Source organism: Thermococcus sp. 21S9, assembly GCF_012027635.1.
Taxonomy (GTDB): domain Archaea; phylum Methanobacteriota_B; class Thermococci; order Thermococcales; family Thermococcaceae; genus Thermococcus.
Map to the genome: position 1 here is coordinate 709,607 of NZ_SNUS01000001.1, position 23,416 is coordinate 733,022.

The window sequence follows — 23,416 nt, forward strand, 5'->3', positions numbered from 1 at the left end:
TGGAGTTAGAGGGTGGGGTTTTTATGGGCTTCTCTACCCACCGCGCTCAATCTCCTCGATTATCTCGTCGATTTCCCTCTTGCTCATCTTCGCTATCCCAAAGGTCCTCTCGGAAACTCTTGTCGGGACTATCTTAATTCTGACCTCACTCCCCTCGGGGAGGTTGAGCTTTTTCTTGGGCTTCAGGACGCCGTTCTCATAGACGGCTTCAACAACTTCCATTCTCTCACCATACAGAGTTCAATCATTTTGACTTTAACCTTTTCTTTTCCAAAAACTTTAAATTCTCCTCTCCCCTTTCTCTTCCCATGCTCGGTGGTCGCTTTTGGCTTTGGTGAGGTCCTTCTCTTCTGCACCGCCTTAGCCACGAGCTTCGTTTCCACTGGAAATGGAGGTGCTTTAAATGGACGAGTTTAAGGTTACCCCCTGGGACGTTGAAGGTCTCGTCGACTACGACAAGCTGATAGAGCAGTTCGGAACCAGCCCGCTGACGGACGAGTTGCTTGAGAAGACGGCAAGGCTTACGAAGAGCGAACTGCCGATTTACTTCCGCAGGCGCTTCTTCTTCTCCCACAGGGACTACGACAAAATCCTTGCCGACTACGAGAGCGGAAAGGGCTTCTTCCTGTACACCGGCAGGGGCCCGAGCGGGCCGATGCACATCGGCCACATAATTCCTTTCTACGCCACCAAGTGGCTTCAGGAGAAGTTCGGCGTCAACCTCTACATACAGATAACCGACGACGAGAAGTTCCTCTTCAAGAACCTCACCTTAGAAGAAACCAAGCGCTGGGCCTACGAGAACATTTTGGATATAATCGCGGTCGGCTTCGACCCCGACAAGACCTTCATCTTCCAGGACAGCGAGTTCACGAAGATTTACGAGATGGCCCTTCCGATAGCGAAGAAGATAAACTACTCGATGGCCAAAGCGGTCTTTGGCTTCAACGAGCAGAGCAAGATTGGAATGATTTTCTACCCTGCCATACAGGCCGCACCGACCTTCTTCGAGAAGAAGCGCTGTCTAATTCCAGCGGCAATTGACCAGGACCCCTACTGGAGGCTCCAGAGGGACTTCGCCGAGAGCCTCGGCTACTACAAGACCGCCGCTTTGCACTCGAAGTTCGTTCCACCGCTGACGGGCCTCGAAGGGAAGATGAGCGCCAGCAAGCCTGAAACCGCCGTCTATCTCACCGATGACCCGGAGGAAGCTGGAAAGAAAATCTGGAAGTTCGCCCTGACAGGCGGTCAGCCGACGCTCAAAGAGCAGAGGGAGAAGGGCGGAAACCCTGAGAAGTGCGTCGTCTTCAAGTGGCTGGAGATTTTCTTCGAGGAGGACGACAAGAAGCTCATGGAGCGATACCACGCGTGTAAAGCCGGCGAACTGACCTGTGGAGAGTGCAAGCGCTACCTCATCAAGAAGGTTCAGGAGTTCCTGAAGGAGCACCAGAAGAAGAGGAAAGAAGCCGAGAAGAAGGTGGAGAAGTTCAAGTACACCGGCGAGCTGGCAAGGGAGCAGTGGGAGAAGGCTATCCCTGAGCCACTCCGCTAATCCCAGAACCCCCACTCCTCCTCGAACTCGCTCCTTTCCCTCTTTTCCACTTTCCCCTCCTTCTTCAGTTCAACCCTAAATTCAGCCTTCTCAACGACGTCCCTCGCGAGCGGAACGTCCAGCACCGCCTTGAGCTCAAACGCTCCGTGGCCGAGCACGGTGGTGTTTTTCCAGAGGGTTTTGACGAGCGACATGGGACTTACCGTTTTATAGTTGGCGAAGACTACAGTTTTCTCCCCGGGGAGGGGCGAAAACGTGAAGTCGAAGCTCTGCCCTTCGGCTATCCTCTTCCAGACCTTTCCCGAGCCGACTTCGATTCTCACCTTCTTCGCCTTCGACAGCTCGGCCTGCACGCTCCCCCTCAGCTCCCTTCCCTCTCCCCGGAACGTCACCGTCGCGACGTCGCTCCCCTTACTCAGGGTAAGGCTTCCCGAGCCTGTAACCTCCCCTTCGTCCGTGAAGAAAATCAAGAGGGCGTCCCTGTAGGGCCCGCTGAGGACTCTAACAGCCGGGGCCTCAACTCTACCCGTCCCGTCGCGGAGCACTTGGACTCTGAAAGGTTCGTTTAGGAACTCCACGAACATTCCAGTTTTTCTCTCCCGGGCCTCAAAGCTCCTCCTGACGTGGTAGCTCCTGCTCCGCCCGGTGCTCGTCCAGTAGCCGTCGAGGGTTACTCTACCGGTCTCGTATTCGAGCTCCTCCGGAAACGTAACTCCGCTTTCCGCTATGGAGGAACTCTCAAAGAGTGCCGAGGCCCTTTTGTTGCCGGTGAAGACGCTCGTTCCCTTCGCGAGGGCGAGGAGTATGAACAGAACAGGCATGGCCAGAAAGAGGAGGGCGAACCACGTCGGGGCGAAGCTCAGCATTCCGATGGCAATCCAGATGAAAACGACCGCAAACACCACAACCGCGAAGACCGCGAGCGTTCCGCTCTCCTTCACGAGGACCTTTTGCAACCCCACCACCGCTCAATCCTTGGCGGTTCCCCTTATTACTTTTGTCCCTCGTATGGCAAGGTTTAATTCGCCTCCCGGGAACTCCGAACGGTGATGGTATGGTTCGGTTGCCTTACATGGACGGCTTCTATGAGCTACGCCCGAGCAAAATAGTGGCCCTCGCCAAAAACTACGCCGAGCACGCGAGGGAGATGGAGAGCGACGTTCCGGAGAAGCCGGTCTTCTTCCTCAAGCCTCCGAGTGCACTCATCGGCCCCGGCGAGCCGATAATTCTGCCGAGGATGAGCAGGCGCGTTGACCACGAGGTTGAGCTGGCCGTGATAATCGGGAAGCGCGCGAAGAGAGTTCCCGCTGAGAAAGCCATGGATTATGTCCTTGGCTACACGATATTGCTCGACATTACAGCGAGAGACCTCCAGGCCGAGGCGAGGGAAAAGGGCCTTCCCTGGACGATTGCGAAGGGCTTCGACACGTTCGCCCCCGTCGGCCCGAGGGTCGTGGATAAGCGCGAGCTGAAAATAGACGACCTCGAAATCGGCCTGAAGGTGAACGGCGAACTCAGACAGCTTGGAAGAACCAGTGAGATGGTCTTCAAGGTTCCCGAGCTGATAGAGTACATAAGCTCCGTCATGACGCTCGAGCCCGGGGACATAATAGCGACAGGAACGCCGGCAGGAATAGGCCCGCTGAGGCACGGCGATAGGGTTGATGCCTGGATTGAGGGCATCGGAAGAGTCGAGTTCGACGTCCTGAGCGAGGACTCGATTCTGTGCTGATTTCTCCGTTCATCACTTTTATTCAATCACGTAGGTATGGACCATCAGCCCGCCGTGTCCTATGAGGCGGTGATGCTTGATTTGGAAGCCGTTCTCTTCAATGGCCTTCTCTATCGCCCTCTTCTCCGTCGTTATGAAGACCCCCCTCTTCTCCAGAACCTTCGCAAGCTCCCCGAAAAAGTCCATGTAGAGCTTCGGAATGGCGCTCTTCCTCCCTATCTTTAGCCCGTATGGAAGGTTGCTGACCGCGAAGTCCACGCTCTCGACGTATTCACTTAGCCTCGTCGCATCGCCGAGAACGAACTCTATCATATCCAGCACTCCCGCGGAGAGGGCGTTCATCTCGGCCCCACGCAGGTGCTTCCTGAACTTCTCGAGGCCGATTATCCGTCCTTCGTAACCCCTTAGGGCCAGCTCTATCGGAATCGTTCCGCTACCGCAGAAGGGGTCTATGAATGACCCGCCGTCCGGTTCGGCCAGCTCAATCAGCGCGTTCGCTATGCTGGCCTTTAAGTGGGCCGGGTGGTCGTAGACGCGCCAGGGCCTCTTGTGAAGAGAGCTGTCGCCGGTCGTGTCAATCCCGAGGAAGAAAGCCTCGCCAATCAGCTCGGCCCTGAAGATTACCGCCGGGTGGTCGAGGTTCACCTTCGGACTTCCGAAGCGCTCTAAACGCTCGAATATGGCCTTTCCAACGGTTTTCGCGATATCTACGCTCGTAATCCTGTGCTCGCCCTTGCGGAAACTCCTCACCGCGAAGCTCTCGCTTACCTTAACAAAGCGCTCCACCGGAAGCGAAGCCACGAACTCCTCAATTCTCTTCAAAGCCCTCTCCGGCTCCTCCTCGGTTATCCCCTCGAAGCGCTCGCTCGCTACCTCGACTATGACCCTGTGGAGAAGCCTCGAACGCTCGTTCAGGTATGTCGAAACGCTCAGCTCCCTCTTCCGTCCTTTCTCGTCGGTGTAAAACGCTTTATCAACCTCTACCAAGACCCTTCCCTCGACGCCGAGGGGCTTCTCTTCCACCCGAAACGAAACTCCAAGGTCGGAGAGGAGCTTCTCAACCTCGGCCCTCGCGAAGTCCTCTATTCCCCGCGATGTCGTCAGGATTAGCCTCATACCCATCACTCCAGTATCGCTACAACCCCTTTCCACTTCTTCCCGAAGCACTCGCTCGCGATTGCGCTCTTTCCGGTCAGCTCCTCGAGGAACTTCAAAGCCGAGTCGCACTTCTTGAAGCCCGTCGCTATGCCCACTGTTACCCCCTCTATCTCCCTTACTCCTGCCCTCTTCTGGTTGTCGAGTTTCTCCTTTAGCTGGTCTCCATACTTCCAGAGGATTCTCCTTGGGTCGAGGAGAAGGTCTTTCTCAACGCCCTCGAGGACATCTTTGAAGTCCCAAACGAAGTCCCGGCTCTTTTCCTCCTCGCTCGCGAACAGCGTGAAGCGACCTGTCTGCCACTCTCTCAAAAGCCACCTCGCCGTTTCTTCCAAATCGACCTCTCCGCCGGCCTTTATCAGGCCCCGCTTTTCGCCTATCTGCCTTAGGATTTCCTCCTCGTTTTCGGCTTCGATGCCGAACTTCTCGGTTATGGCTTCCCTCCTCGTCTCAAGGATTCTGGAGATTAGCTTTAAGGCTGGCTTAACTGGCTCTTCAATCTTATCCGCCGGGAAGCCTCCTTTAATGACCAGCTCGTCGAAGTCGTCTATCGGAACGACTCCGGGGCTGTCGAGGAGCCAGAGCTTCTTGCTGAGCCTTATCAGTTGTTTCCCTTTCGTGTAGCCCGGTATTGGGGCGGTTCCAACGGCTCTTTTTCCCTTCAAAGTGTTGATTATCGTGCTCTTGCCGACGTTGGGGTAGCCTATCAGAGCGACCTTAACTTTCTCCTTCTCGTCCAGGAGGGGCTTTGCGAGCTTTTTGAGTTCCCTCCTCAGGATTCCAGTTCCTTTTCTCTCCCTCGCGGATATGAAGACCACCGGTATTTCGCTCTTCCGCTTGTACTCCTCGGCCCACTCCTTCGGCACCAAATCGGCCTTGTTCATGACGATGAGGAGCGGTTTGCCCTCTTCCTGAACGAGTTTCTCGAGCTTTCTGTTGCGCGTCCCTATCGGGTCCCTTGCATCGACTACCTCGACTATCACGTCGGCTTCGTCTATGACCTCCCTAACGACCTTCCAGGCCTTCCTCTGCTTCATCTCTAACCACCGTTATCTCGAATATTACAGTTCCCCCGTCGGTATAAGGCGGTCCTGGGTCGAGGCACTGGACGTAGGCTTTCTCTCCCCTTCCGAGGCCTAGCTCGCTCGGTTTAATACCCTTTCGCAGGGCCACTATGTAGGGTAGAAGCGACGCGAAGGCGTGGGTGCATATCGCGTCGGTCTCGTCCAGTTTTACCGTTGGGCCTTCTACAACGATTCTGTCACCTTCTTTGAATACAGGGCACCTTCCTCTCACTTCTTTGGCAACTATTTCCAACCGTTCCACGTTCTCACCGAAACTTAAATAAGGATTAATGCTCAAAAACTATTCGAGACCTTAATGGCTTAGCGATAACTATGATGGTGGTGCTCAAAGTGGCAGAGGATATTGAAGCGAAAATACGTCGTCTGAGGGAGCTCGGGAAGGTAACGGCCGAGCCCGAGACTCCCCCGGTTAAACCACCGACGGCTTCGGCGAAGAAGCCACCGCGCAGACCGCGCTCCATCAGTAGCATCCGCGAGAGGGAGAGGCGCAAGAGGATTCTTATTGGTGCGTCCATTCTAATCATTATCATCCTGATTATCTCAATCGGCGTTTACTCCTATATGCAGAGTAGAACTACTAATGAGCTCAAGAATTTACGCACACAAAAAGTAAATGAAGTCAACTATTACTTCTCCCACTACAACTTCTCCAACAAGGACTGTGCCCAAAAGGCAATTCAGATAAGGAACTCCGTCCTTGAGAAAATCCAGACGGCCAACAGCGTTGAGGAGTTAAAGGCGATAAACGTTAAGGTGTACTTTGACAAGGCCGTTCAGGCCTATCAGGAGTGTGTCAAAGAGCAGGAGCAGATAGCCTACGAAAAGCAGTTGAACCAGACAAAGCAGGAGAAGATTCAGGAAATCCAGACCGCGTTCCAGCCACTCCTCGCGATGCCCCTGCCAGACAGCCTGAGAACCAAGGTCGTCTCCGCCATGAAGACCCTTGAGAACCAGGTTATGAGTGCCAAGACCATTGAGCAGGTTAAGGCAATAAACCCCGACTCATACCTGCTCTCGCTCTGGAGGGACTACTACTTCTGGAAGATTGACAACATACCCGGCAACGATGTTATCCTTGAGAAGGGTGGCAACAAGGAGCTCCTTTCAAAGGCGGAAGCCAAGTCCATCCTCAGCGCTATAACTGACTACCGGGAGTTGCTCCAGTACAAGGTTTACAAGGTTCAGTACGTTGAGATTGCCCTCGTCCTGCCAAGGGACAGGATTACCGGTGGCTTCCTCAAGCCGGGCGACGCCGTGATGTTCTTTGCCAAGAACGGCACCAAGGGCTCCTACCGCGAGATAGTCAACCAGGGCTACGTTGAACTCGTCCTCCTCCCGACCAACGCCGGCCAGATTTCGGTCAGTGAATCCCAGAGCCAGAGCAGTTCCACCAGCTCCTCTACCTCGACCACCTACAACGAGAACCACGCATCGACCTACAATCCGGGCGACTTCCAGTACTCCAACGGCACCACCGTCTCAGACACCTACTCCAACTCCCAGAGCGCCAGCCAGAGCTCCTCTGCCAGCTACTCATACAACGTTAACCTCGCCGAGATACTGAAGGCAATAGCCGCCGGAAAGATACAGGCCAGCGACCAGGCGAAGGAGGCCCTTCAGAGCTACGGATGGAAGGTCATAGACCTCGAACAGTCCTCGGACATGCTGGTGCTTCCACCCAACACCGAGTTCCTCGTAATCGTTAAGGTTCCGTCAATCTTCGTCCCGGACATACTCCAGAACCAGCAGTACCTCTACGTGGCAAAGGTTTCAACGTGAGGTGGTGCCCATGAGGAGACTCCTTTCAATTCTTTTGCTTTTCACCCTGTTACTCTCGTTTCCAGCCTTCTCTCTGGCCCAGGATTACACCCTTCCCGGCACGCTTCCGGGTGGGATGAGTTACAATAACATAGGCCTCCTTGGTGAAATAATGGTAGATTTCAACGTCACGCTCGTTAATACTGCCCCCTACCCCAAGTACGTTCTCGTGAACCCCAGGTATGACTTCAGGGTCCTCCGTGGGAACGGTAGTGAGTACCTCTACAACTACAGGGCCCCTGACGGAGAAATTAGGGGTGTTGTTTCGAGGGGGCTTCTCTCCAAGTCCGTTAACTACCTCGTCGGTTTCTGGCTCGCACCCTACGAGACCGTCGTGGTCAACTTCAGGATAACCGAAAACGCCTCCTACACTGTTCCACTCCTCGACTACAACTCGCCCTGTGGCGACGTTGGTAGGCTGACCAAGCTCACATACTCCAATGGCACGCTCGTGAGCGCTGTCCTTAACGACAACGGTGGCCTGGACAAGCTCGTCTGTGGTTCGGTGTATCCACAGCTCATAAACAAGCCCACCTTCCTGAGCGTTCGCTCAATGTTCCCGCTCCTCGACAGGAACATAAAGGTGCTTAAGTACGAGGGTTTAGTTGACTTCAGGATTACCAACGTTCCAAACTACGAGAACGATGACAAGCTGTTCCACGTCTTCTTCGCGGTTGCACAGCCCATCATATTCCTCGACGGCAGAACCTACGGTTACACGCCCAACTACACCATGACCTACCAGGAGTACCTTCATAAGTTCGTCCTGGAATATTCGGGCAATAGCGGGCCCGAGAGGAAGGCTGTTAACGTAACGATGCCCGAAAACAGCCTGTTTAAACTAACCAACACCCTCATCTCCGGCGTTAAGGTTGGCTCCCCCGTTAAGGTTGAGAGGAAGCCTTATAACGGCCCGAACTTCCCGGTGTGGGTAGTCTTCATGGGTGACAGAATTGATATAACCTACCGCGTGAGCTGGAATAACAACTCCGGACGGTGAGAGTTCGTGTTCGGCGAGAAAAAGAAGAAGGGGGAGGGGTTCTCCTGGATAGATGAAATACTTTCCGGTAACGAGGACCCGCTTGAGAAGGTCCTCAAGAAGCAGGAGAAGGAAGAGGAACCTCCCCTCCCGTTTTCGTCTTCCGGTGGAAGCCTTGAGGAGATACTCGGTGGCGTTTCAGAGGACACCACCAAACCTCCAAAGAAAACTCCCGAGACTCCGACCGCAACCGGTGCCGACCTGCTTAGCTCAATCCTCGGTGGTCAGTCCGCTGATTCGGCCAAGGTCAAGCCGGAACCTGTTACCGGTGCCGAGACCGGCGCTGACCTGTTGAGTTCCCTCCTTGGGGGCTCCTCGACCCCCCAGCCGAAACCAAAGCCCAAGCCGGTTGAATCAAAGGCCTCACGTTCACCTCCCGTCCCCACAACGAAGGGTAGCGAGACCGGTGCCGATTTCCTGAGCGAGATTCTTTCAAAACCCGAGCCTGCTCCAGTTCCTGCTGAGACGCTCCCAAGGCCCAGGAGAAAACCGTCGGCCAACATACAGGACATCCTGGGCTCGTCAACGCCTGAGGAGCCATCCTTTGCCGGCAGGGGAGAGGTTCTTGACGCCTATGGAAACGTCCGTATCCTCAAGGTCAAGGGCGAGCCGGTTCCCATTTACGAGGTTCGCTTCCCCAAACTCAGCCGGGAGGAGCAACAGCTCTTCAAGCGCATTAAGGAGAGGGCCATCACCGAAATTCAGATAGACCCAACGGCGATACCAAACCCGGAGGAGCGCAGGAAGGTCTTCCTCAACGCGGTAAAGAAGATGATTAAGGAGGAGGCACCTCACTACTCCGAAGGAAGAATTGAGGTCTTGGCCGACATGATAGTCCAGCAGATGATAGGCTACGGCAAGCTCGACCCGCTCGTCAGGGACGACAACCTTGAGGAAATTATGGTCATAGGAACCGGAAGACCGGTTTACGTCTGGCACAGGCGTTTCAACATGTGTAAGACCAACATAACGTTTCCCGAGGAGAAGGAGATACTCAACATCATCGAGAGGATAGCGAGGGAAGTCGGCAGGAGGATTGACCAGCAGAGTCCACTCCTCGACGCCCGTCTCCCGGATGGAAGCCGTGTTAACGCGACGATTCCGCCGATAAGCCTCGACGGCCCGACGATAACCATCCGTAAGTTCAAGAAGGACCCACTCACCATAATCGACCTCATCAAGTATGGAACCATAAATTCGGAGATAGCGGCTTTGTTCTGGGTTTTCGTTGACGGTCTCGGCGTTAAACCGGCCAACGTTCTCGTCGCTGGAGGAACCGGTTCCGGAAAGACCACAATGCTGAACTCCCTTGGAATGTTCATCCCACCGAGCGAGCGTGTTATAAGTATAGAGGATACCGCCGAGCTCCAGCTCCCGGTGGAGCACTGGATAAGGCTTGAGACGAGGCCACCGAACCTCGAGGGCAAGGGAGAGGTCACTATGGACGACCTCGTCAAGAACACCCTCCGTATGCGTCCCGACAGAATCATCGTCGGTGAGGTTCGTGGTCCCGAGGCAAGGACGATGTTCACAGCTATGAACACCGGTCACGATGGCTGTATGGGAACAATCCACGCAAACAGCGCCCGTGAGACGATAGTCAGGCTTGAAAGTCCGCCGATGAACGTCCCGAGGATTATGATTCCTGCCCTTGATATAATCATCATGCAGGTTCGCTTCCACAGCAGGAAGAAGGGAACCATAAGGCGCGTTACGGAGATAGCGGAGGTTTCGGGAATAGAGGGTGAGAGCATACAGCTCAACAAGCTCTACAAGTACGACCCGGCCAAGGATGAACTCGTTCCCACTGGAGTTCCGAGCAGAACCCTTAACACACTTGCCCACCATACCGGAATGAGTATAAAGGAGATAGAGCTTGAGATTGAAAAGCGCAAGATAGTCCTCGAATGGATGATTGAGAACGGTATCAGGAGCATAGACAAGGTTGGATACTACATCAGGCAGTTCTACATCGACGAAGAGGGGCTCATGAAGAAAATAGAGGCCTCGAGCAGTATTGAGACCAGTAAACAGATTCAACGGATGATGTGAGGTGTTATCATGGGGCTCATCGAATTCCTTGAGAAGTTGGGTGGCAAGACGATAGAGATTACCGAAAAGCCCCTTCGTCGCGTTCCACAGGGTAAGTCTATTCAGGAAAGACTCCGCGCCCTCAAGGAACTCCAGAAGGAGGTAGAGCAGGAAAAAGTTCAAACGGAACAGGAAAAGCTCGTCGAAGAGCTGATTGAGTGGCGCAAGGAGGAGATAAGTAAGCCCTTCTCGGAGAGGCTTGCCGAGACTATACTCAAGTACTTCAGGGGTCCAGTTGAGTCACTCACGAACTCCATCAAGGGGCTCGACCAGGACCTGTACCGGGCGAGCATTTTCATGCCCAAGGAGAAGTACGTAGCCTACATGCTCGGCGTTGCAATGATATCCGGGTTCTTTGGCTTCGTGTTCGCGTACCTCCTCTACATGCCCATAGACACTTCAATCCTCATCGGGCTCCTTGGATTCATAGGCGGGTTCTTTTACATGAGGCAGTATCCCAAGATGGTGTGGAAGAAGCGCGTAACCGAAGTTGAGAGGACGATGCCCTACGCTCTGAGGCACATGGCGTCCCTCCTCAGCGCCGGCGTTGGTATAGCCGAGGCAATACTGTCGGTCGCGAAGGCGGATTACGGAGTTCTCTCGGAGGAGTTCGAGCTAATCTTGAGGGACATGAGGACAGGTTCCTCCTTCGAAGACGCCCTCACCAAGTTCGAGGAGAAGATGGCCTCGGAGAACATAAGCAGGGTCGTTAAGCAGATTTTGAGGGCCGTTAAGTTCGGTGGAAACCTTGCGGAGATACTCTACAAGCTCGCAGAGGACTTCTCGTTCGAGTACAGGATGAAGCTCGTTGAGTACGTGCAAAAGGTCAACGGTATAGCGTTCATCTACATGTTCATGACCATAGTTATGCCGACGATGTTCGTCGTGGGTGTTCTGGCCGGTTCGGTGATGGCCCAGCAACTGATATTTGACATCCAGACCCTCGCGATTATCCTAATCTTCGCCTTCCCGGCGATGTCCCTGATTATCATCAACATGATTAAGAAGGCTGAACCGAGGTGAGAGTGTTGGCCAGAAAGGGAATATCATCGCTCCTCGTTGCACTCTTCGAGAGAATAATCCCCGAGAGGTACCTGAAGCGTTACGAACTATATATATACTCAGCCGGTATTAACTTCCTTGCCACTGAGTACCTTGTGGTGTCATTCCTCCTTGGTGTCATAGCGGGACTCGCTGTTTCTCTCCTGACCAACGGACTCTATGGTCTCTTGGCCTTCCTTGTGGGCTTCCTGGGGATGGCCTTTGTATACCCCTACTGGAGAACCTCCAAGAGAATAGAAGACATGGAGAGGAACCTTCCGGATGCGTTCTTCTACCTTGCCAGCTCCCTTAGGGCGGGTATCTCCTTCTCCGAGGCCCTTGAAGAGCTGACGACTGCCAAGTTCGGCGCCCTCACAGAGGAGTTCAAGAAGACCGTGGCCGAGATAAAGAAGGGCCGTTCAACGGTGGACGCCCTCAGGGCCTTCGCAATAAGGAACAGGAAGTCGCAGGTTATCTACCGCTCGATGATGATTATCATTGAAGCCCTCGAAAGGGGAGCACCAATGAGCGACGTCTTGGTCTTCGTCGGAAACGACGTTCGTGAAATCCTTAGGATAAAGCAGGAGAGGAAAGCCTCAACGGGAATGCAGGCGATGTTCTTCATAGTGACGAGTGGTTTCGTGGGCCCGATGATTCTCGGTATAGTCACGAAGGTTATGGAGTCAATGAGCGGTCCGGGAACAGGTGTTAACCTGCCCGTTGCTTCGATGACGAACATACTGTTCATCTTCGTGATAATCCAGGCCCTCGTTTCGGGACTGGGAATAGGAGTAATAAGAGAAGGGAGCTACAACGCCGGACTAAAGTACGCGGCGTTGCTCGTTGCCATGAGTTCAGTTATCTTCAAGGGCGCTACCCTCATCAACATCGGGTTCTGACTTCTTTACCTCTATTACCTCGACCTCAAAAATCAGCGTCTTTCCTGCAAGCGGATGGTTGAAGTCGAGTGAAACCATACCATCCTCGACCTTGAGTATCTTGGCTATCCCTGAGTCGGTCATGACGTAGAGCCCTTCCTGGGGCTCGAGGCCGGCCTTCGTGAACTCTTCAACGGGAACCTTGATGATGAGCTCCGGGTTGGGCATGCCGTACGCCTTCTCCGGCGGAATAGTGACGGTTTTCTTCTCCCCCGGCTCCATACCTATTATGGCCTCGTCAAGTCCAGGGATAATCTCGCCAACGCCAATTCTGGCCCACATGGGACCGTACTCCCTGTCCTCAACGTAAACTCCGTGCTTCTTTGCGAGTTCTTCTATGCTCGTGTCAAAAACTTCACCGTTCTCAAACCTTCCAACGTAGTTGAACAGAACGTAATCGCCAGCTTCAACCTTCATTTCCTTCAACTCCAAAAATTGCCTCAGTTGAGGACTTACTTCGTCCCTTTATAACTCTTTTGGTGAGTGTTTTTCTCGTGCGGTAGGTATATAAGCTCCTTTACCCAATGTTATACTGGTGGATGGTATGGGATATCTTTCTGACATCCTTAAGGATGAATACGGTAACCTGGAGGTTCGTGAAGTATACTCCTCCAGGCTTGGGGACACCGAGGTTGAGATAGTGGAAGTGAGTTCCGGGGCCGAGAAGTTCATAGCCATGTTCCAGAGTATTCCCATGAAGGAGGGAATCTACAAGTGGTCGTTAATCATAACGAGTGCCCACAATACGCGCACGATAAAGGGCATGGATGACCTCGACGGCATAAAACTTGCCCTGAGGTCAAGCGTTGATGCGATGATAAAGGGAATAAAAGGTGAGTGACTACTCCTCTGGGAGGATGTAGTAGATGTAGTGGGGCCTGTTCGTTATCTCGTCTATGAAAACCACCGTGCCGTTTCTCGGCGGTTTGAGGTAGTGGACTTCCCCCTTTCTCGTCGTTACCGCAGCGAAGGCGTCTCCGGTTCTAACCCTGTTTCCAACGTTCGCTATCAGGGTTTTGGTGAAGCCCTCAACGGGGAGAAGCATTAGCTCGTCGCCTTTTTTCAGGTAAATCCTTGTCCTGCCGTCCGTGAGAACGAGGACAGCATCGGCGGTCATCCTGTTGGTCGTCCTGTCCACGTAGAGGTAAAAGCGGTCGTAGACCTCCTTGATTAAGAACTTCGCCTTTTCGCCGATGAATTCTGGAACTGGGTCTTCTTTCCTGAGCCACACCTCAATGTTGCCGTCAATTATCACGCAGTCCCTCGTAACCCGTCCGTTTTCAACGCACTCCTCCTTTCTGCCTTCCACGTAGAGTTTTGGAACCCTCTCCATACTCTCACCTAAATTTTACTGGCCCGTAAACCTTTTAAACTTCTCCCCCGTTACCATTCCCAGTGGCTCAAAATGTCCACTAAAGTCAAGTTCATTGCGTTGCTGACAATAACGGTAATTCTAATGTCGCTGTTAATGGACAGCTATTCTTTTTCGGCACCGCACAAGAAGAACCCCGAAGCGGCCGATTTCCTGACGTTTCTCATTTTCCTTGGAGTTTTCGTCGGGCTTTTGATTCTCGTAGTGTTTGCTCTCTACATAAGGGATTTACCCGGAGCCGGGACGAGATGGACAAATGAGAAGGGAAGTTCACCAATATCGACTGCCATTGCATCCACCGTGGCGAGCATTCTCTCGATGCTGGTGTTCTGGACAATAGCCAAGTGGAGTAGTGAGTCGGGCAAGTCAACTTGGATATGCGTTCCAAACGTTACGAACGTTACGAATGCTAACGTTACGAACGCTACTGTCAGTAATACCACGCTTTTCTTTAACGCTTCTGTCAACAACGCTTCCACCAACGTGACCTCCAACCTCACAAACTGTACCCTCGTCCCCGATGTCAACCCACTCATCAGTGGAAACGGCAACTATACAACGAAGTTCGCCCACAACCCCGTTGCCACACACCTCTGGTTAGTATTCCTTCTTCCGTTCCTTTTCGGGCTCATCTACCTGGCGGGTTACTACGTGGAACTGGCAAGGGAGAGAGTTGAGAAGAAAAGGAAAATCGAGAAGGCCATCGAGTTTGACAGGAACCTTGACGAGCTTGGTCTTGAGAAATTCTCCGACCCCAGGGAGGCAATCGTGGAAATTTACAAGAACGCCGTGCTGTGGCTTGAGGGCCTTGGCATACCCTACAAGGAGAGCTGGACCCACTGGGAGCACGCCGAGCACGTTAAATACATGCACGAGGCCTTCGTCGAGCTCACAAAGCTCTTCGAGAAGGCGAAGTACGCCCCAGAAAGGCTAAGCTGGAACGACGCTGAGAGGGCTCTTGAGGTTTACAACAAGCTAAGGGGGAAGGCCCGTGAGCTTGCGGAAATTGATTGAGAGTTTCAAGGGCAGAATCATCCTCATGGGTCTCCTCGTTTTTCTCTCGGTAGTGCCGGGGGAGTACTACGTCCGCTGGATAGCGGTGCTGGCCCTTGCAGTGCTCCTCGGGATTATTCTCCTCCAATACGACGTCAAGATTCAATATTCCTCCCGGCGGGAGGAGGATTACACCCGTCCGCTCAAGCCCGAGTTTGAGAGGGCACTCACGATTGTGGACAGGGCCAAAGCCGGTAAGGGAAAGCTTGCGGAGGAGGAGCTCCTTGAGATACTGTACATCCTCTACGATGGAAAGTTCAACTACCAGGAGCTCCGCTCCAATCCGCCCCCCGCGTTGAAGGCGTTTTACTCATCCCCTAACCCATATGAGGGCCTTAAAAAGGCCATAAAAATTCTGGAGGCTGAGCTGAATGAAGATTGAAGAGGTTCACGAAAGGTCCAACCTCATCCTGGCTGAGGTGGGCAAGGCCATAGTCGGAAAGAAAAACGTGCTGAAGATGATACTCACGACGATTTTGGCCGATGGCCACATTCTCCTGGAGGACCTCCCGGGACTCGCGAAAACACTGATGGCTAAGAGCTTTGCAAGTGCTCTCGGCCTGCAGTTCAAGCGCGTCCAGTTCACCTCTGACCTCCTTCCGAGCGACATACTCGGAGTTTCGGTCTTCAACCAGAAGACCCTCGAGTTCGAGTTCAGGAAGGGCCCGGTATTCACCAACATTCTGCTCGCGGACGAGATAAACCGTTCCCCACCGAAGACGCAGTCGGCCCTGCTTGAGGCAATGCAGGAGAGGCAGGTGACAATAGAGGGCAACACCTACGAGCTTCCCAGGCCCTTCGTCGTCATAGCCACCCAGAACCCGATTGAACAGGAGGGAACGTATCCTCTCCCGGAAGCCCAGCTCGACCGTTTCCTCGTTCGCCTCCGCGTCGGCTATCCAACGAAGAACGAGGAGAAGGAAATCCTCAAGAGGAGAATAGAGCGCAAGAAGGAGGACGTGGACATAAAGCCGGTTGTTACACCTGAGGAAGTCATTGAAATGCAGAGGGCCATCGAGGACGTCTACGTCAGCGAGCCCATACTCGAGTACATAGTCAACATCGTTGAGATGACGAGGAGAGACAAGAGGAGCATCGAGATTGGAGCCTCCCCGAGGGGAAGCCTTGCCTTAATGAAGCTTTCCAGAGCCTACGCCGCGATTGAGGGCAGGGATTACGTGATTCCCGACGACGTGAAAGCCGTCGCCGTCCCGGCTTTGAGTCACAGGCTCATTCTCAAGCGCGAGCTCTGGTACACGAAGGTGTCGCAGGAGCAGGTAATGGAAAAGCTCCTTGAGAAGGTTCCGGTTCCCAAGTTCGAGTGAGGGGTAGGCATGGTAGGCTTCGGGGGATTTCCGTATTGGCCGTCAGTGGTTCCCGTCGGGGAGGAAGATGAGAAGCCTGAGGTTTCCCCCACTCCAAAGCTCGCCTTTTACCTGATTGCCCTCTGGGTTATCCCAATCGTTTCGTTCCTTCTCCTCCGCTGGAGCCTCGTTTACCTCGTGCTCCCCTACCTCACACTCCTGTCTGTTTCATACCTGTTCTTCAAGCCGACTGGAACCGTGGAACTGTGGCGTGTCGTCCCCCACAACCGCTTTCTTGAGGGCCAGGAAGTTGAGGTAGAGGTTCACGTGAAGACCGACTTCAAGGTGGACTACCTCTACGTTCGTGACCTCGTCCCAGACCTTGAGGTGATTGGAAAGCCAGAAAAGGTGTTCTCCCTGGAGCCGGGTGAGGAGGGGGTTCTGAAGTATCGGGTCAAGATTAAAAGGGGAATCCACAGGTTTGAGGGCTTTCACGTGTCGTACCGCGACCCCTTTGGCTTCTTCTCATCCGACAGGTTCGTTGACCACTTCACGGAGATAGTCGGAGTTCCAATCCTTTACGATGTCCAGACGCCCTACTCTACCAAGGGAACTAAAATAACGATAGGACCGCTCCCGTCTCCCCTCATCGGGGGTGGTCTCGAGTTCCACGCGATTAGAGAATACCAGCCCGGCGACCCGCTCAAGGTCATCAACTGGAAAGCCACCGCGAGAACCGGCAAGATAATGGTGAACGAGTTTGAGAGCGAGAGAAAGGTTGATGTCGTCTTCGTCGTCGATGGCTCAAAGCTCAACAAGCCCGTCTTTGACCATATGGTCCGGGCGGCCGCTTCGCTCATGCTCAACGCCCTGAACGACGGCACGAGTTTCGGCCTTCTCCTCGCCGAGAGGATTCCCCTGTGGGTTCGCGTTGACTACGGCAAGAGGCACTTCTTCAAGTGCATAGATTTTCTCAGCACCGCCCAGCCGGACGAGAACAACTACATCGCCTACCAGGTTGAGCACCTCGTGAAGACCTCCCTCCCGCCGAGGGCCCAGATAGTTTACTTCTCGCCCCTCCTGACCGAGGAGAGCAGGGAAGCCTTGAAAATCCTCGCCCGCTACGGCTACAACGTTGTCGTGATAAGCCCCAATCCCAACACCCTGTACGAGCCAAAAAGTGAAGAGGAGAAGTTTGCGATGGAACTCGTTCAGCTCAAGAGGAAGGCCATTCTCAGGAGCCTCGCGGGATACGGGATTATCATTGACTGGGACCTGAGAAAGCCACTCAAAGCTGCAATCGCGGAGGTGCTCGGCAAATGATTAGGAAACTCCTTTCAGCCGGCGTACTTTCACTGTTCGCGTTCTTCGTCTACTTGGACTTCGGTCCGGGCTTTGAGTTCCTCCTGGTACTCGGCCTTTCCCTGGTGGCACCCCTTTGGGAACCGGCCGGTTACTTTGCGCTCGCCTCTCTGGGCGTTCTCCTGGTTTATCGCTCTCTGGGTGGTTTTATCGGACTGTTGACCATAATCTTTGCCATCCAGTACGTTGAATCCCTCTACCTTGCCAGGAGGAACGCGCCCATAAGTCATTACCTGGTTCTCCTGGGGGGAACGCTCCTCGCGGTGCCGATTTATTACTTCGCCTACCTGCTGTCCATCTACACACCGAGCTTTGTGAACACAACCCTTGCGGCAATCTTTATGGTTCTACTCTACGTTCTCTTCTACATAGTCGTCAGACGCTGATGCTCCAGCTTCCCCTCTTCTTCAAAACCTCCCGCGCCCGCTCAAGGCCCATTCGCGCACACTCGTCCAGGGCCCTCCCCTTTACGAGCCCTGCCAGAAAGCCCCCTGCGAAGGCATCGCCGGCGCCGGTGGGGTCAATTTCCCCCTCAACGGGAAGTGCCGGAAACTCGTGGAAATCTCCGTCGTAAATCAGGACTCCTTTCTCTCCTCTCGTTATCACAACCAGCTCCGCCCCCCAGGAGTACAGCTCCTCGGCGGATTTCCTGACGTCATCGAGTCCTGTGATTAGCTTCGCCTCCTTCTCGTTGGGCGAAACCATGTAGCTCCTCGAGACGAGCTCCCTCACGAGGCCGGGCTTTCTCCGGTAGTCCTCGTAGTAGGTCGGGTTGAAGTCAAGGCTCACCTTCTTTCCTTCCAGCCTCTCAAGGACCTTCAACTGCTCCTCGGGCGGAATCGGGGCCACGTGGAAGATTTTTGCCTTAAGGTAGTCCCCAGGAATTGGCGTCTCACCCATTCTCTCCGCAACGCCCATCTCGACCGGCGACTCGACGCTTCCGTCGGGTTTGTAGATAACCCAGATGTGAATGGTCTTTCCGGGCAGGATTTGAACTCCTCTGATGTCAACGTATTGAGCCAGTTTTTCAAGCCACTCCCGCGGAAAATCCTCGCCGACTTTCGTGACGAGGCCAACTTTAGCGCCGGCGAGAGAGGCTGAGGTAGCAACGGCCGCCGCGGCCCCGCCGGGCATCTCGATTCTCCCTCCGCCCGGGAAGACTATCGTGTCTATCGAAACGTGACCGAGGACAACGAGCTCGACCATTCTACCACCACCTTCATTCGATTGAAAGGGTTATGTCGCCTTGGGTTTTAAGCCAAACGGTGGAGTTTTGGCAGTGGTAAGTGGTTACTACACAATTAAATGGACAAAATATAAAACGTATTGAGTTGTCTGTTGGGATTTAGTGTAACCAAAAGCTTTTTAGGAGCTTTGATTATCTTGTCAATGGTTCGTGTGAAACCCTGGAAGCCATGTGAGATTTGGTGGGAGGCATGTCAAAAGTCATTTCCAACGTGGTCTTGGTAATCCTTGTGTTCTCACTGCTTTTTCTCCCGGCCGTCTCAGCCGATTGCTCGCCGTACAAAATTTATTCCGTGGATTCAATCAGCATTATCGACGGCTGGCTTCTCCTTGGAATCGGAGAGAACACGTACACCTGCGAGATGATAGCGGGGGAGTGGACGCCCGTGATGATAGGGGTGCCGAGTGAATATTACATCCTTACCGATGGGGACAAGGCCGTCTTTCTTGGGGGCATTGACATCGGCCGGGAAACCTTCCCTGGTTTCGTGAACGGGACACTCTACGTTCTAACCGTCAAAAGAACCCACGTCCCGTACAAAAATGTGACAATCACGATTGAAGGCGTGCCCCACAACTTTACGCTCCTCAAGAACGTGACCGTGAAGGCGCTCTACCGGTTCAATGGGGCCTGTTTTGAAAACGTTTCAACGTGTAGAATCGTTTCGTATCCCAACGGGACAAAGATAAACACCTGCAATATGTTCATCTGGAACGTCTCCGACTACAAAATCCCCGGCGGTTCTTTAACCGGCGTTCCCGTGAGGATTGAGAACGGAACGGTTCACTTCAGGTTGGGAGGGAGTTACTCCCTCGTGCTACCGGGTGGGGTCAATGCTTCGGTTCTGAAGCTGGAAGCGTTTAAGGCAGAACATGGACTCGTTCTGGTTAACAGGGGAGCAATCAAAGTTCCCGCGGGGGAAGGTGTTGAGGACATTCCCGTACTTTTTGTTGCAGATAACAAAACCGTCCGCTCACCTAAATTTGTGGATTTGGAAAAGTTCGTCTGCGCTAAAGGTGGTGCGAATACTACCAGCTCAACTGCTAACTCCGTGGTTGAGAATATGAGCAAAAAGAGCATCTGCGGGCCTGGATTTGTAGCCCTCTTGGCAGTTCTTGGTTTGTTAACGGTGAGGATCTTGAGGGGGTGGTAGAGTGTCCCGATGGGGAGTATATATCGCCGTCGTCACTTTGCTGTTACTCGTCGTCCCTGGACTCGTTTCGGGCCAGGAGGTTGATGAGGTTAAGTACGCCGTGATGTCCAATGGAAGTGATGCCCTCATACCCCTACTGTTTCTCTCTTACTGGCCCTACTGTCCTCCACTCTCCGGAATAGACTGTGCCAACGCAACGATGGGAGAGGTCATCGGGGGAAGCGAGTACATCCTCTACTTCGACGGCTCTAAGCTTTACCTTCTCAACTTCACGCCTGCCTTCACTAAGATTTACTGGAGGTACAGCTCACTGCTGGACCTTTCGCTTCACGATGCACGCTTCATAAACGGAAGCTGGTACCTTAACGTAACCTTCTATCCACCCATGGAGGAGGTTTCGGGCGTTTACCGCTTTGACCCCCGCAGGTTCTGCATGGAGCCCGCGAATATCACATGGTCCGAACTTCCTGAGGGCAAGCTCAGCGATGAGATAGACGGCTGGAGGATTGAACTTCAGTCTCCGAGCTTTGAGAAGTGGGGCCTCGCTAACGTGAGCGACGTCTGGGTAACGATGAGCAGGGACGCGCTGAAATGGTCGCCGGGTCCAACAGAGGTCGTCAATTCAAGCCTCTTCCCGATTTACTTTGCCCTTAGGAAGGGGGACGAGGTCAGGAACATCACGCTCCTCTACCTGAACTTGAACACAACTCGGGAGGATTTTACGGGCCCTGCAAAAGCCTACTGGTTCCCAAAGAACGTTGAAATTGCAAACGTGACGGTCTGCAGAAGCGCCAACGTTGAATTTCCCATCACGGCGCTTCGTGTGGACGGTGTTTACCGGGGACGGCGGGGTGTTATCCTCGTTGTTAACTACGAGGTCCTCAGTCCGAAAACGCGCCCGTGGAAGCCCCTTAACAACACCCTCGTCCCGAACTTGGTTTCCTACTACCTCTTCTACGTCTCTAAGGACGGCCCTTACTTCCTCGGTGACTATCCCGAAGAGCCAGTGGTGAAGTTCGAAGACGGCTTCTGGAGGTTTAAGCTCCACCTCTGGAACGGTAGCGTTGAGAACGCGACCTTTAACCCTGCGTCTCTTAACAGGCCGAACGTGAGTCCCGTTGAAGTGCCGAACGTATCCATTAACTGGACTTCTGTGAAAGTCGGAAACCTCACGGTGAGCTATCCAGCGGGATTCCTGGGTTACTCTTGGGGCTGTAACTGCACCCTGGAGATTCAAAATAGAAAGATTCTAAGGGTTCTCCCGTACGTCCCCTTCTCTGTAGGAGTGAACGGAAAGTTCTACCCTCTGTTCAAACCTGCTAAGGTGACTTCCCAGCCGGTTCCTCCAAAGGTTGACTTGAACTTCACCACTGCGACGAGCACAACCCCTGGAAAAACGACGGCCAAAACCATCTGCGGACCCGGGTTTATGGTTATCCTCGCCGTTACCGCGGTTGTCCTCAAACGACTGCGGAAATGGGGTGAGTAAGTCCCTTCCAACCTCCGTTTAGATGTCCATCGAAAAAGGTTAAAAAGTTCGGCTTCCAAAATCCTCAGGTGATGTTTATGGAGAGTGTCTTCCAGAACGAGACGATTAAAGAGATTCTGGCCAAGTACAGGAGAATCTGGGCGATAGGCCACGCGCAGAGCGTGCTCGGCTGGGACATGGAGGTCAACATGCCCAGAGAGGGAATCCTTGAGAGGAGCGTTGCGCAGGGCGAGCTTTCGGTTCTCAGCCAGGAGTTCCTCCTCAAGCCGGACTTCGTCGAGCTCGTCGAGAAGGCCAAGGGCATAGAGGGCCTCAACGAGTATGAGCGCGGTGTCGTCAGGGTTCTCGACCGCTCGATAAGAATCAGCAAGGCCTTCCCGCCAGAGTTCCTCAGGGAGATGAGCGAGGTCACGAGCCAGGCAACGAAGGCCTGGGAGGAGGCTAAGGGGACCAACGACTACTCCAAGTTCGAGCCTTGGCTCGACAGGATAATCGATTTGGCGAAGCGCGCCGCTGACTATCTCGGCTACGAGGACGAGCCCTACGACGCTCTTCTGGACATGTTCGAGGAGGGCCTCACCACCAAGGAAGTCGAGAGGATGTTCGACAAGCTCGAGAAGGAGCTAAAGCCCCTCCTTGAGAAGATAATGGAAGAAGGTAAGGTCCCGAGGGAGCACCCGCTTGAGAAGGAGAAGTATGAGAGGGAGCAGATGGAGAAGGTCAACCTCTGGATTCTCCAGAAGTTCGGCTTCCCGCTCGGCGTCCGCTCCCGCCTGGACGTCTCCGCCCACCCGTTCACGACCGAGTTCGGAATCAGAGACGTGAGGATAACCACCAGATACGAGGGCTACGACTTCAGGAGGACGATACTTAGCACGGTCCACGAGTTCGGTCACGCCCTCTACGAGCTCCAGCAGGACGAGCGCTTCATGTTCAGCCCCATAGCCGGTGGCGTCTCCCTTGGAATCCACGAGAGCCAGAGTAGGTTCTGGGAGAACATCATCGGTAGGAGCAGAGAGTTCGCGGGGCTAATCTACCCCGTCCTGAAGGAGAACCTGCCCTTCATGGCCAGCTACACTCCGGAGGACGTCTACCTCTACTTCAACATCGTTCGCCCGGACTTCATCAGGACTGAAGCAGATGTCGTCACCTACAACTTCCACATACTCCTACGCTTCAAGCTTGAAAGAATGATGCTCAACGAGGGCGTTAAGGCGAAGGATTTACCGGAGCTCTGGAACGAGGAGATGGAGAAGCTCCTTGGAATAAGGCCTAAGAGCTATGCGGAGGGAATCCTCCAGGACATCCACTGGGCGCACGGAACGATAGGCTACTTCCCGACCTACAGCATCGGAACGCTCCTCGCGAGCCAGCTCTACTACCACATGAAGAAGGACATCCCGGACTTCGAAGACAAGGTGGCTAAAGCGGAGTTCGAGCCGATAAAGGCATGGCTGAGGGAGAAGATACACCGCTGGGGAAGCATTTACCCGCCGAAGGAGCTCCTCAGGAAAGCCATCGGCGAGGAGCTGAACCCGGACTACTTCATTCGCTGGGTGAAGGAGAGGTATCTTTGAGTCTTTCCTCAACTTCCTCTTTTTGCCCGTAATTCAAAAATCAAAAACTGTGCTACTATCCCAACGGCTCACCAATCCACGCTACTGGCTCGACCTCTATCGCAACCACACCGTACTTCTTCTCCTTCTCCTCGGAATAAAAGCGCCTGTAGACCTTGACGCCCTCTTCAATGCTCTTCACTCCCGGCAGGACGTTCTCCAATCCTTCTTTCTCCAGCATTTCCCTGAAGGATGAGTAGACTCTCAGGTCCTTCACGACGCAGACGAGCTTGTTCTCGAAGACTATCTCGTCGCCCGGCTTTATGGCCTGCCTCTTCTCGTCGTACAATCTGCCTTCAATCCGCTTCTTCCCCTCGGCTATCGCCTTTAAGTACTCCTCCTGAAGGCCCATCTTCCACCTCATGCTCCC

Annotated in this window: 25 protein-coding genes; 16 read left to right on the plus strand and 9 right to left on the minus strand. The window is 53.8% G+C overall.

The window, feature by feature from the left end; genetic code table 11:
• Positions 1–33: 33 nt before the first annotated feature.
• Positions 34–222 (minus strand): antitoxin family protein, encoded by a 189-nt coding sequence (locus E3E28_RS04130; RefSeq protein WP_167914135.1) that lies wholly within the window; start codon positions 220–222, stop codon positions 34–36.
• Between the two features lie 181 nt (positions 223–403).
• On the opposite strand from E3E28_RS04130, the gene E3E28_RS04135 reads away from it, so the two are divergent.
• Complete coding sequence (locus E3E28_RS04135; protein WP_167914136.1) at positions 404–1,552, plus strand: tryptophan--tRNA ligase; 1,149 nt, start codon at positions 404–406, stop codon at positions 1,550–1,552.
• Here the strand turns inward: E3E28_RS04135 and E3E28_RS04140 are convergent.
• Complete coding sequence (locus E3E28_RS04140) at positions 1,549–2,514, minus strand: hypothetical protein (RefSeq protein WP_342764469.1); 966 nt, start codon at positions 2,512–2,514, stop codon at positions 1,549–1,551. The genes E3E28_RS04135 and E3E28_RS04140 overlap by 4 nt on opposite strands.
• Positions 2,515–2,606: 92 nt before the next feature.
• Between E3E28_RS04140 and E3E28_RS04145 the strand changes: the two genes are divergently transcribed.
• Positions 2,607–3,284: a fumarylacetoacetate hydrolase family protein gene (locus E3E28_RS04145; RefSeq protein ID WP_167914138.1), complete on the plus strand. Its 678-nt coding sequence runs from the start codon at positions 2,607–2,609 to the stop codon at positions 3,282–3,284.
• A gap of 18 nt (positions 3,285–3,302) precedes the next feature.
• On the opposite strand, the gene trm14 is transcribed toward E3E28_RS04145, so the two are convergent.
• The 3 genes from trm14 to E3E28_RS04160 are packed head-to-tail and all read right to left on the minus strand — an operon-like array spanning position 3,303 to position 5,765.
• The gene (gene trm14, locus E3E28_RS04150) at positions 3,303–4,400 is read right to left on the minus strand and encodes a tRNA (guanine(6)-N2)-methyltransferase (RefSeq protein ID WP_167915194.1); all 1,098 of its coding nucleotides are present in this window, start codon (positions 4,398–4,400) and stop codon (positions 3,303–3,305) included.
• A gap of 5 nt (positions 4,401–4,405) precedes the next feature.
• Positions 4,406–5,476: a GTPase gene (locus tag E3E28_RS04155; protein ID WP_167914139.1), complete on the minus strand. Its 1,071-nt coding sequence runs from the start codon at positions 5,474–5,476 to the stop codon at positions 4,406–4,408.
• Entirely contained in the window at positions 5,445–5,765 is a 321-nt protein-coding gene (locus E3E28_RS04160) for a TIGR04076 family protein (protein WP_167914140.1), read from the minus strand. The genes E3E28_RS04155 and E3E28_RS04160 overlap by 32 nt, the downstream gene beginning before the upstream one ends.
• Positions 5,766–5,854: 89 nt before the next feature.
• Between E3E28_RS04160 and E3E28_RS04165 the strand changes: the two genes are divergently transcribed.
• From E3E28_RS04165 to E3E28_RS04185, 5 genes are read left to right on the plus strand one after another with little or no spacing between them, the layout of a single operon-like run.
• Entirely contained in the window at positions 5,855–7,303 is a 1,449-nt protein-coding gene (locus E3E28_RS04165; RefSeq protein WP_167914141.1) for a DUF515 domain-containing protein, read from the plus strand.
• Positions 7,304–7,313: 10 nt separating this feature from the next.
• Positions 7,314–8,342: a hypothetical protein gene (locus E3E28_RS04170; RefSeq protein ID WP_167915195.1), complete on the plus strand. Its 1,029-nt coding sequence runs from the start codon at positions 7,314–7,316 to the stop codon at positions 8,340–8,342.
• Positions 8,343–8,348: 6 nt separating this feature from the next.
• Positions 8,349–10,433: a CpaF family protein gene (locus E3E28_RS04175; protein ID WP_167914142.1), complete on the plus strand. Its 2,085-nt coding sequence runs from the start codon at positions 8,349–8,351 to the stop codon at positions 10,431–10,433.
• Between the two features lie 9 nt (positions 10,434–10,442).
• Positions 10,443–11,495, plus strand: coding sequence for a type II secretion system F family protein (locus E3E28_RS04180; protein ID WP_167914143.1), 1,053 nt, complete (start codon positions 10,443–10,445; stop codon positions 11,493–11,495).
• 5 nt (positions 11,496–11,500) lie between these two features.
• A complete protein-coding gene (locus E3E28_RS04185; protein ID WP_167914144.1) occupies positions 11,501–12,412 on the plus strand; it encodes a type II secretion system F family protein in 912 nt (303 codons plus the stop codon).
• On the opposite strand, the gene E3E28_RS04190 is transcribed toward E3E28_RS04185, so the two are convergent.
• Positions 12,368–12,868 carry a peptidylprolyl isomerase gene (locus E3E28_RS04190; RefSeq protein WP_167914145.1) on the minus strand — a complete coding sequence of 167 codons (501 nt, stop codon included), beginning with the start codon at positions 12,866–12,868 and terminating at the stop codon, positions 12,368–12,370. The genes E3E28_RS04185 and E3E28_RS04190 overlap by 45 nt on opposite strands.
• A gap of 127 nt (positions 12,869–12,995) precedes the next feature.
• Here E3E28_RS04190 and E3E28_RS04195 point away from each other — a divergent pair, with 127 nt between their 5' ends.
• Positions 12,996–13,292: a hypothetical protein gene (locus tag E3E28_RS04195; protein ID WP_167915196.1), complete on the plus strand. Its 297-nt coding sequence runs from the start codon at positions 12,996–12,998 to the stop codon at positions 13,290–13,292.
• On the opposite strand, the gene E3E28_RS04200 is transcribed toward E3E28_RS04195, so the two are convergent.
• Positions 13,293–13,784 (minus strand): DUF2118 family protein, encoded by a 492-nt coding sequence (locus tag E3E28_RS04200; protein WP_167914146.1) that lies wholly within the window; start codon positions 13,782–13,784, stop codon positions 13,293–13,295. It lies immediately after the preceding gene.
• Positions 13,785–13,856: 72 nt separating this feature from the next.
• On the opposite strand from E3E28_RS04200, the gene E3E28_RS04205 reads away from it, so the two are divergent.
• The 5 genes from E3E28_RS04205 to E3E28_RS04225 are packed head-to-tail and all read left to right on the plus strand — an operon-like array spanning position 13,857 to position 17,928.
• A complete protein-coding gene (locus tag E3E28_RS04205; protein WP_240921649.1) occupies positions 13,857–14,837 on the plus strand; it encodes a DUF4129 domain-containing protein in 981 nt (326 codons plus the stop codon).
• Entirely contained in the window at positions 14,830–15,258 is a 429-nt protein-coding gene (locus tag E3E28_RS04210; protein WP_167914147.1) for a hypothetical protein, read from the plus strand. The genes E3E28_RS04205 and E3E28_RS04210 overlap by 8 nt, the downstream gene beginning before the upstream one ends.
• On the plus strand, positions 15,248–16,201 hold the full coding sequence (locus E3E28_RS04215) for a MoxR family ATPase (RefSeq protein ID WP_167914148.1): 954 nt from the start codon (positions 15,248–15,250) through the stop codon (positions 16,199–16,201). The genes E3E28_RS04210 and E3E28_RS04215 overlap by 11 nt, the downstream gene beginning before the upstream one ends.
• Before the next feature lie 9 nt (positions 16,202–16,210).
• Positions 16,211–17,503, plus strand: coding sequence for a DUF58 domain-containing protein (locus E3E28_RS04220; protein WP_167914149.1), 1,293 nt, complete (start codon positions 16,211–16,213; stop codon positions 17,501–17,503).
• Positions 17,500–17,928, plus strand: coding sequence for a hypothetical protein (locus E3E28_RS04225; RefSeq protein ID WP_167914150.1), 429 nt, complete (start codon positions 17,500–17,502; stop codon positions 17,926–17,928). Before E3E28_RS04220 ends, E3E28_RS04225 begins: the two co-directional genes overlap by 4 nt.
• Here E3E28_RS04225 and E3E28_RS04230 read toward each other — a convergent pair.
• Positions 17,918–18,748, minus strand: a complete 831-nt coding sequence (locus E3E28_RS04230; RefSeq protein WP_167914151.1) for a carbohydrate kinase family protein — start codon at positions 18,746–18,748, stop codon at positions 17,918–17,920. The two genes, E3E28_RS04225 and E3E28_RS04230, sit on opposite strands and share 11 nt — an antisense overlap.
• A 230-nt stretch (positions 18,749–18,978) precedes the next feature.
• Between E3E28_RS04230 and E3E28_RS04235 the strand changes: the two genes are divergently transcribed.
• The 3 genes from E3E28_RS04235 to E3E28_RS04245 all read left to right on the plus strand — a co-directional run bounded on the left by E3E28_RS04235 (position 18,979) and on the right by E3E28_RS04245 (position 23,007).
• Positions 18,979–19,941, plus strand: a complete 963-nt coding sequence (locus E3E28_RS04235) for a hypothetical protein (RefSeq protein ID WP_167914152.1) — start codon at positions 18,979–18,981, stop codon at positions 19,939–19,941.
• A 1-nt stretch (position 19,942) separates the two neighbouring features.
• Entirely contained in the window at positions 19,943–21,430 is a 1,488-nt protein-coding gene (locus E3E28_RS11275; RefSeq protein WP_167914153.1) for a CGP-CTERM sorting domain-containing protein, read from the plus strand.
• 77 nt (positions 21,431–21,507) lie between these two features.
• Positions 21,508–23,007 (plus strand): carboxypeptidase M32, encoded by a 1,500-nt coding sequence (locus E3E28_RS04245; protein WP_167915198.1) that lies wholly within the window; start codon positions 21,508–21,510, stop codon positions 23,005–23,007.
• Positions 23,008–23,062: 55 nt separating this feature from the next.
• Here the strand turns inward: E3E28_RS04245 and E3E28_RS04250 are convergent, their stop codons facing one another.
• Positions 23,063–23,410, minus strand: a complete 348-nt coding sequence (locus E3E28_RS04250; protein ID WP_167914154.1) for an ASCH domain-containing protein — start codon at positions 23,408–23,410, stop codon at positions 23,063–23,065.
• Between the last annotated feature and the right edge of the window lie 6 nt (positions 23,411–23,416).

Bases quoted from the DNA above. Each gene is read 5' to 3' on its own strand.
- E3E28_RS04130 (WP_167914135.1), bottom strand. From the start codon at position 222: ATGGAAGTTGTTGAAGCCGTCTATGAGAACGGCGTCCTGAAGCCCAAG.
- E3E28_RS04135 (WP_167914136.1), top strand. From the start codon at position 404: ATGGACGAGTTTAAGGTTACCCCCTGGGACGTTGAAGGTCTCGTCGAC.
- E3E28_RS04145 (WP_167914138.1), top strand. From the start codon at position 2,607: ATGGTTCGGTTGCCTTACATGGACGGCTTCTATGAGCTACGCCCGAGC.
- trm14 (WP_167915194.1), bottom strand. From the start codon at position 4,400: ATGAGGCTAATCCTGACGACATCGCGGGGAATAGAGGACTTCGCGAGG.
- E3E28_RS04155 (WP_167914139.1), bottom strand. From the start codon at position 5,476: ATGAAGCAGAGGAAGGCCTGGAAGGTCGTTAGGGAGGTCATAGACGAA.
- E3E28_RS04170 (WP_167915195.1), top strand. From the start codon at position 7,314: ATGAGGAGACTCCTTTCAATTCTTTTGCTTTTCACCCTGTTACTCTCG.
- E3E28_RS04180 (WP_167914143.1), top strand. From the start codon at position 10,443: ATGGGGCTCATCGAATTCCTTGAGAAGTTGGGTGGCAAGACGATAGAG.
- E3E28_RS04190 (WP_167914145.1), bottom strand. From the start codon at position 12,868: ATGAAGGTTGAAGCTGGCGATTACGTTCTGTTCAACTACGTTGGAAGG.
- E3E28_RS04195 (WP_167915196.1), top strand. From the start codon at position 12,996: ATGGGATATCTTTCTGACATCCTTAAGGATGAATACGGTAACCTGGAG.
- E3E28_RS04200 (WP_167914146.1), bottom strand. From the start codon at position 13,784: ATGGAGAGGGTTCCAAAACTCTACGTGGAAGGCAGAAAGGAGGAGTGC.
- E3E28_RS04205 (WP_240921649.1), top strand. From the start codon at position 13,857: ATGTCCACTAAAGTCAAGTTCATTGCGTTGCTGACAATAACGGTAATT.
- E3E28_RS04215 (WP_167914148.1), top strand. From the start codon at position 15,248: ATGAAGATTGAAGAGGTTCACGAAAGGTCCAACCTCATCCTGGCTGAG.
- E3E28_RS04220 (WP_167914149.1), top strand. From the start codon at position 16,211: ATGGTAGGCTTCGGGGGATTTCCGTATTGGCCGTCAGTGGTTCCCGTC.
- E3E28_RS04225 (WP_167914150.1), top strand. From the start codon at position 17,500: ATGATTAGGAAACTCCTTTCAGCCGGCGTACTTTCACTGTTCGCGTTC.
- E3E28_RS04230 (WP_167914151.1), bottom strand. From the start codon at position 18,748: ATGGTCGAGCTCGTTGTCCTCGGTCACGTTTCGATAGACACGATAGTC.
- E3E28_RS04235 (WP_167914152.1), top strand. From the start codon at position 18,979: ATGTCAAAAGTCATTTCCAACGTGGTCTTGGTAATCCTTGTGTTCTCA.
- E3E28_RS04245 (WP_167915198.1), top strand. From the start codon at position 21,508: ATGGAGAGTGTCTTCCAGAACGAGACGATTAAAGAGATTCTGGCCAAG.
- E3E28_RS04250 (WP_167914154.1), bottom strand. From the start codon at position 23,410: ATGAGGTGGAAGATGGGCCTTCAGGAGGAGTACTTAAAGGCGATAGCC.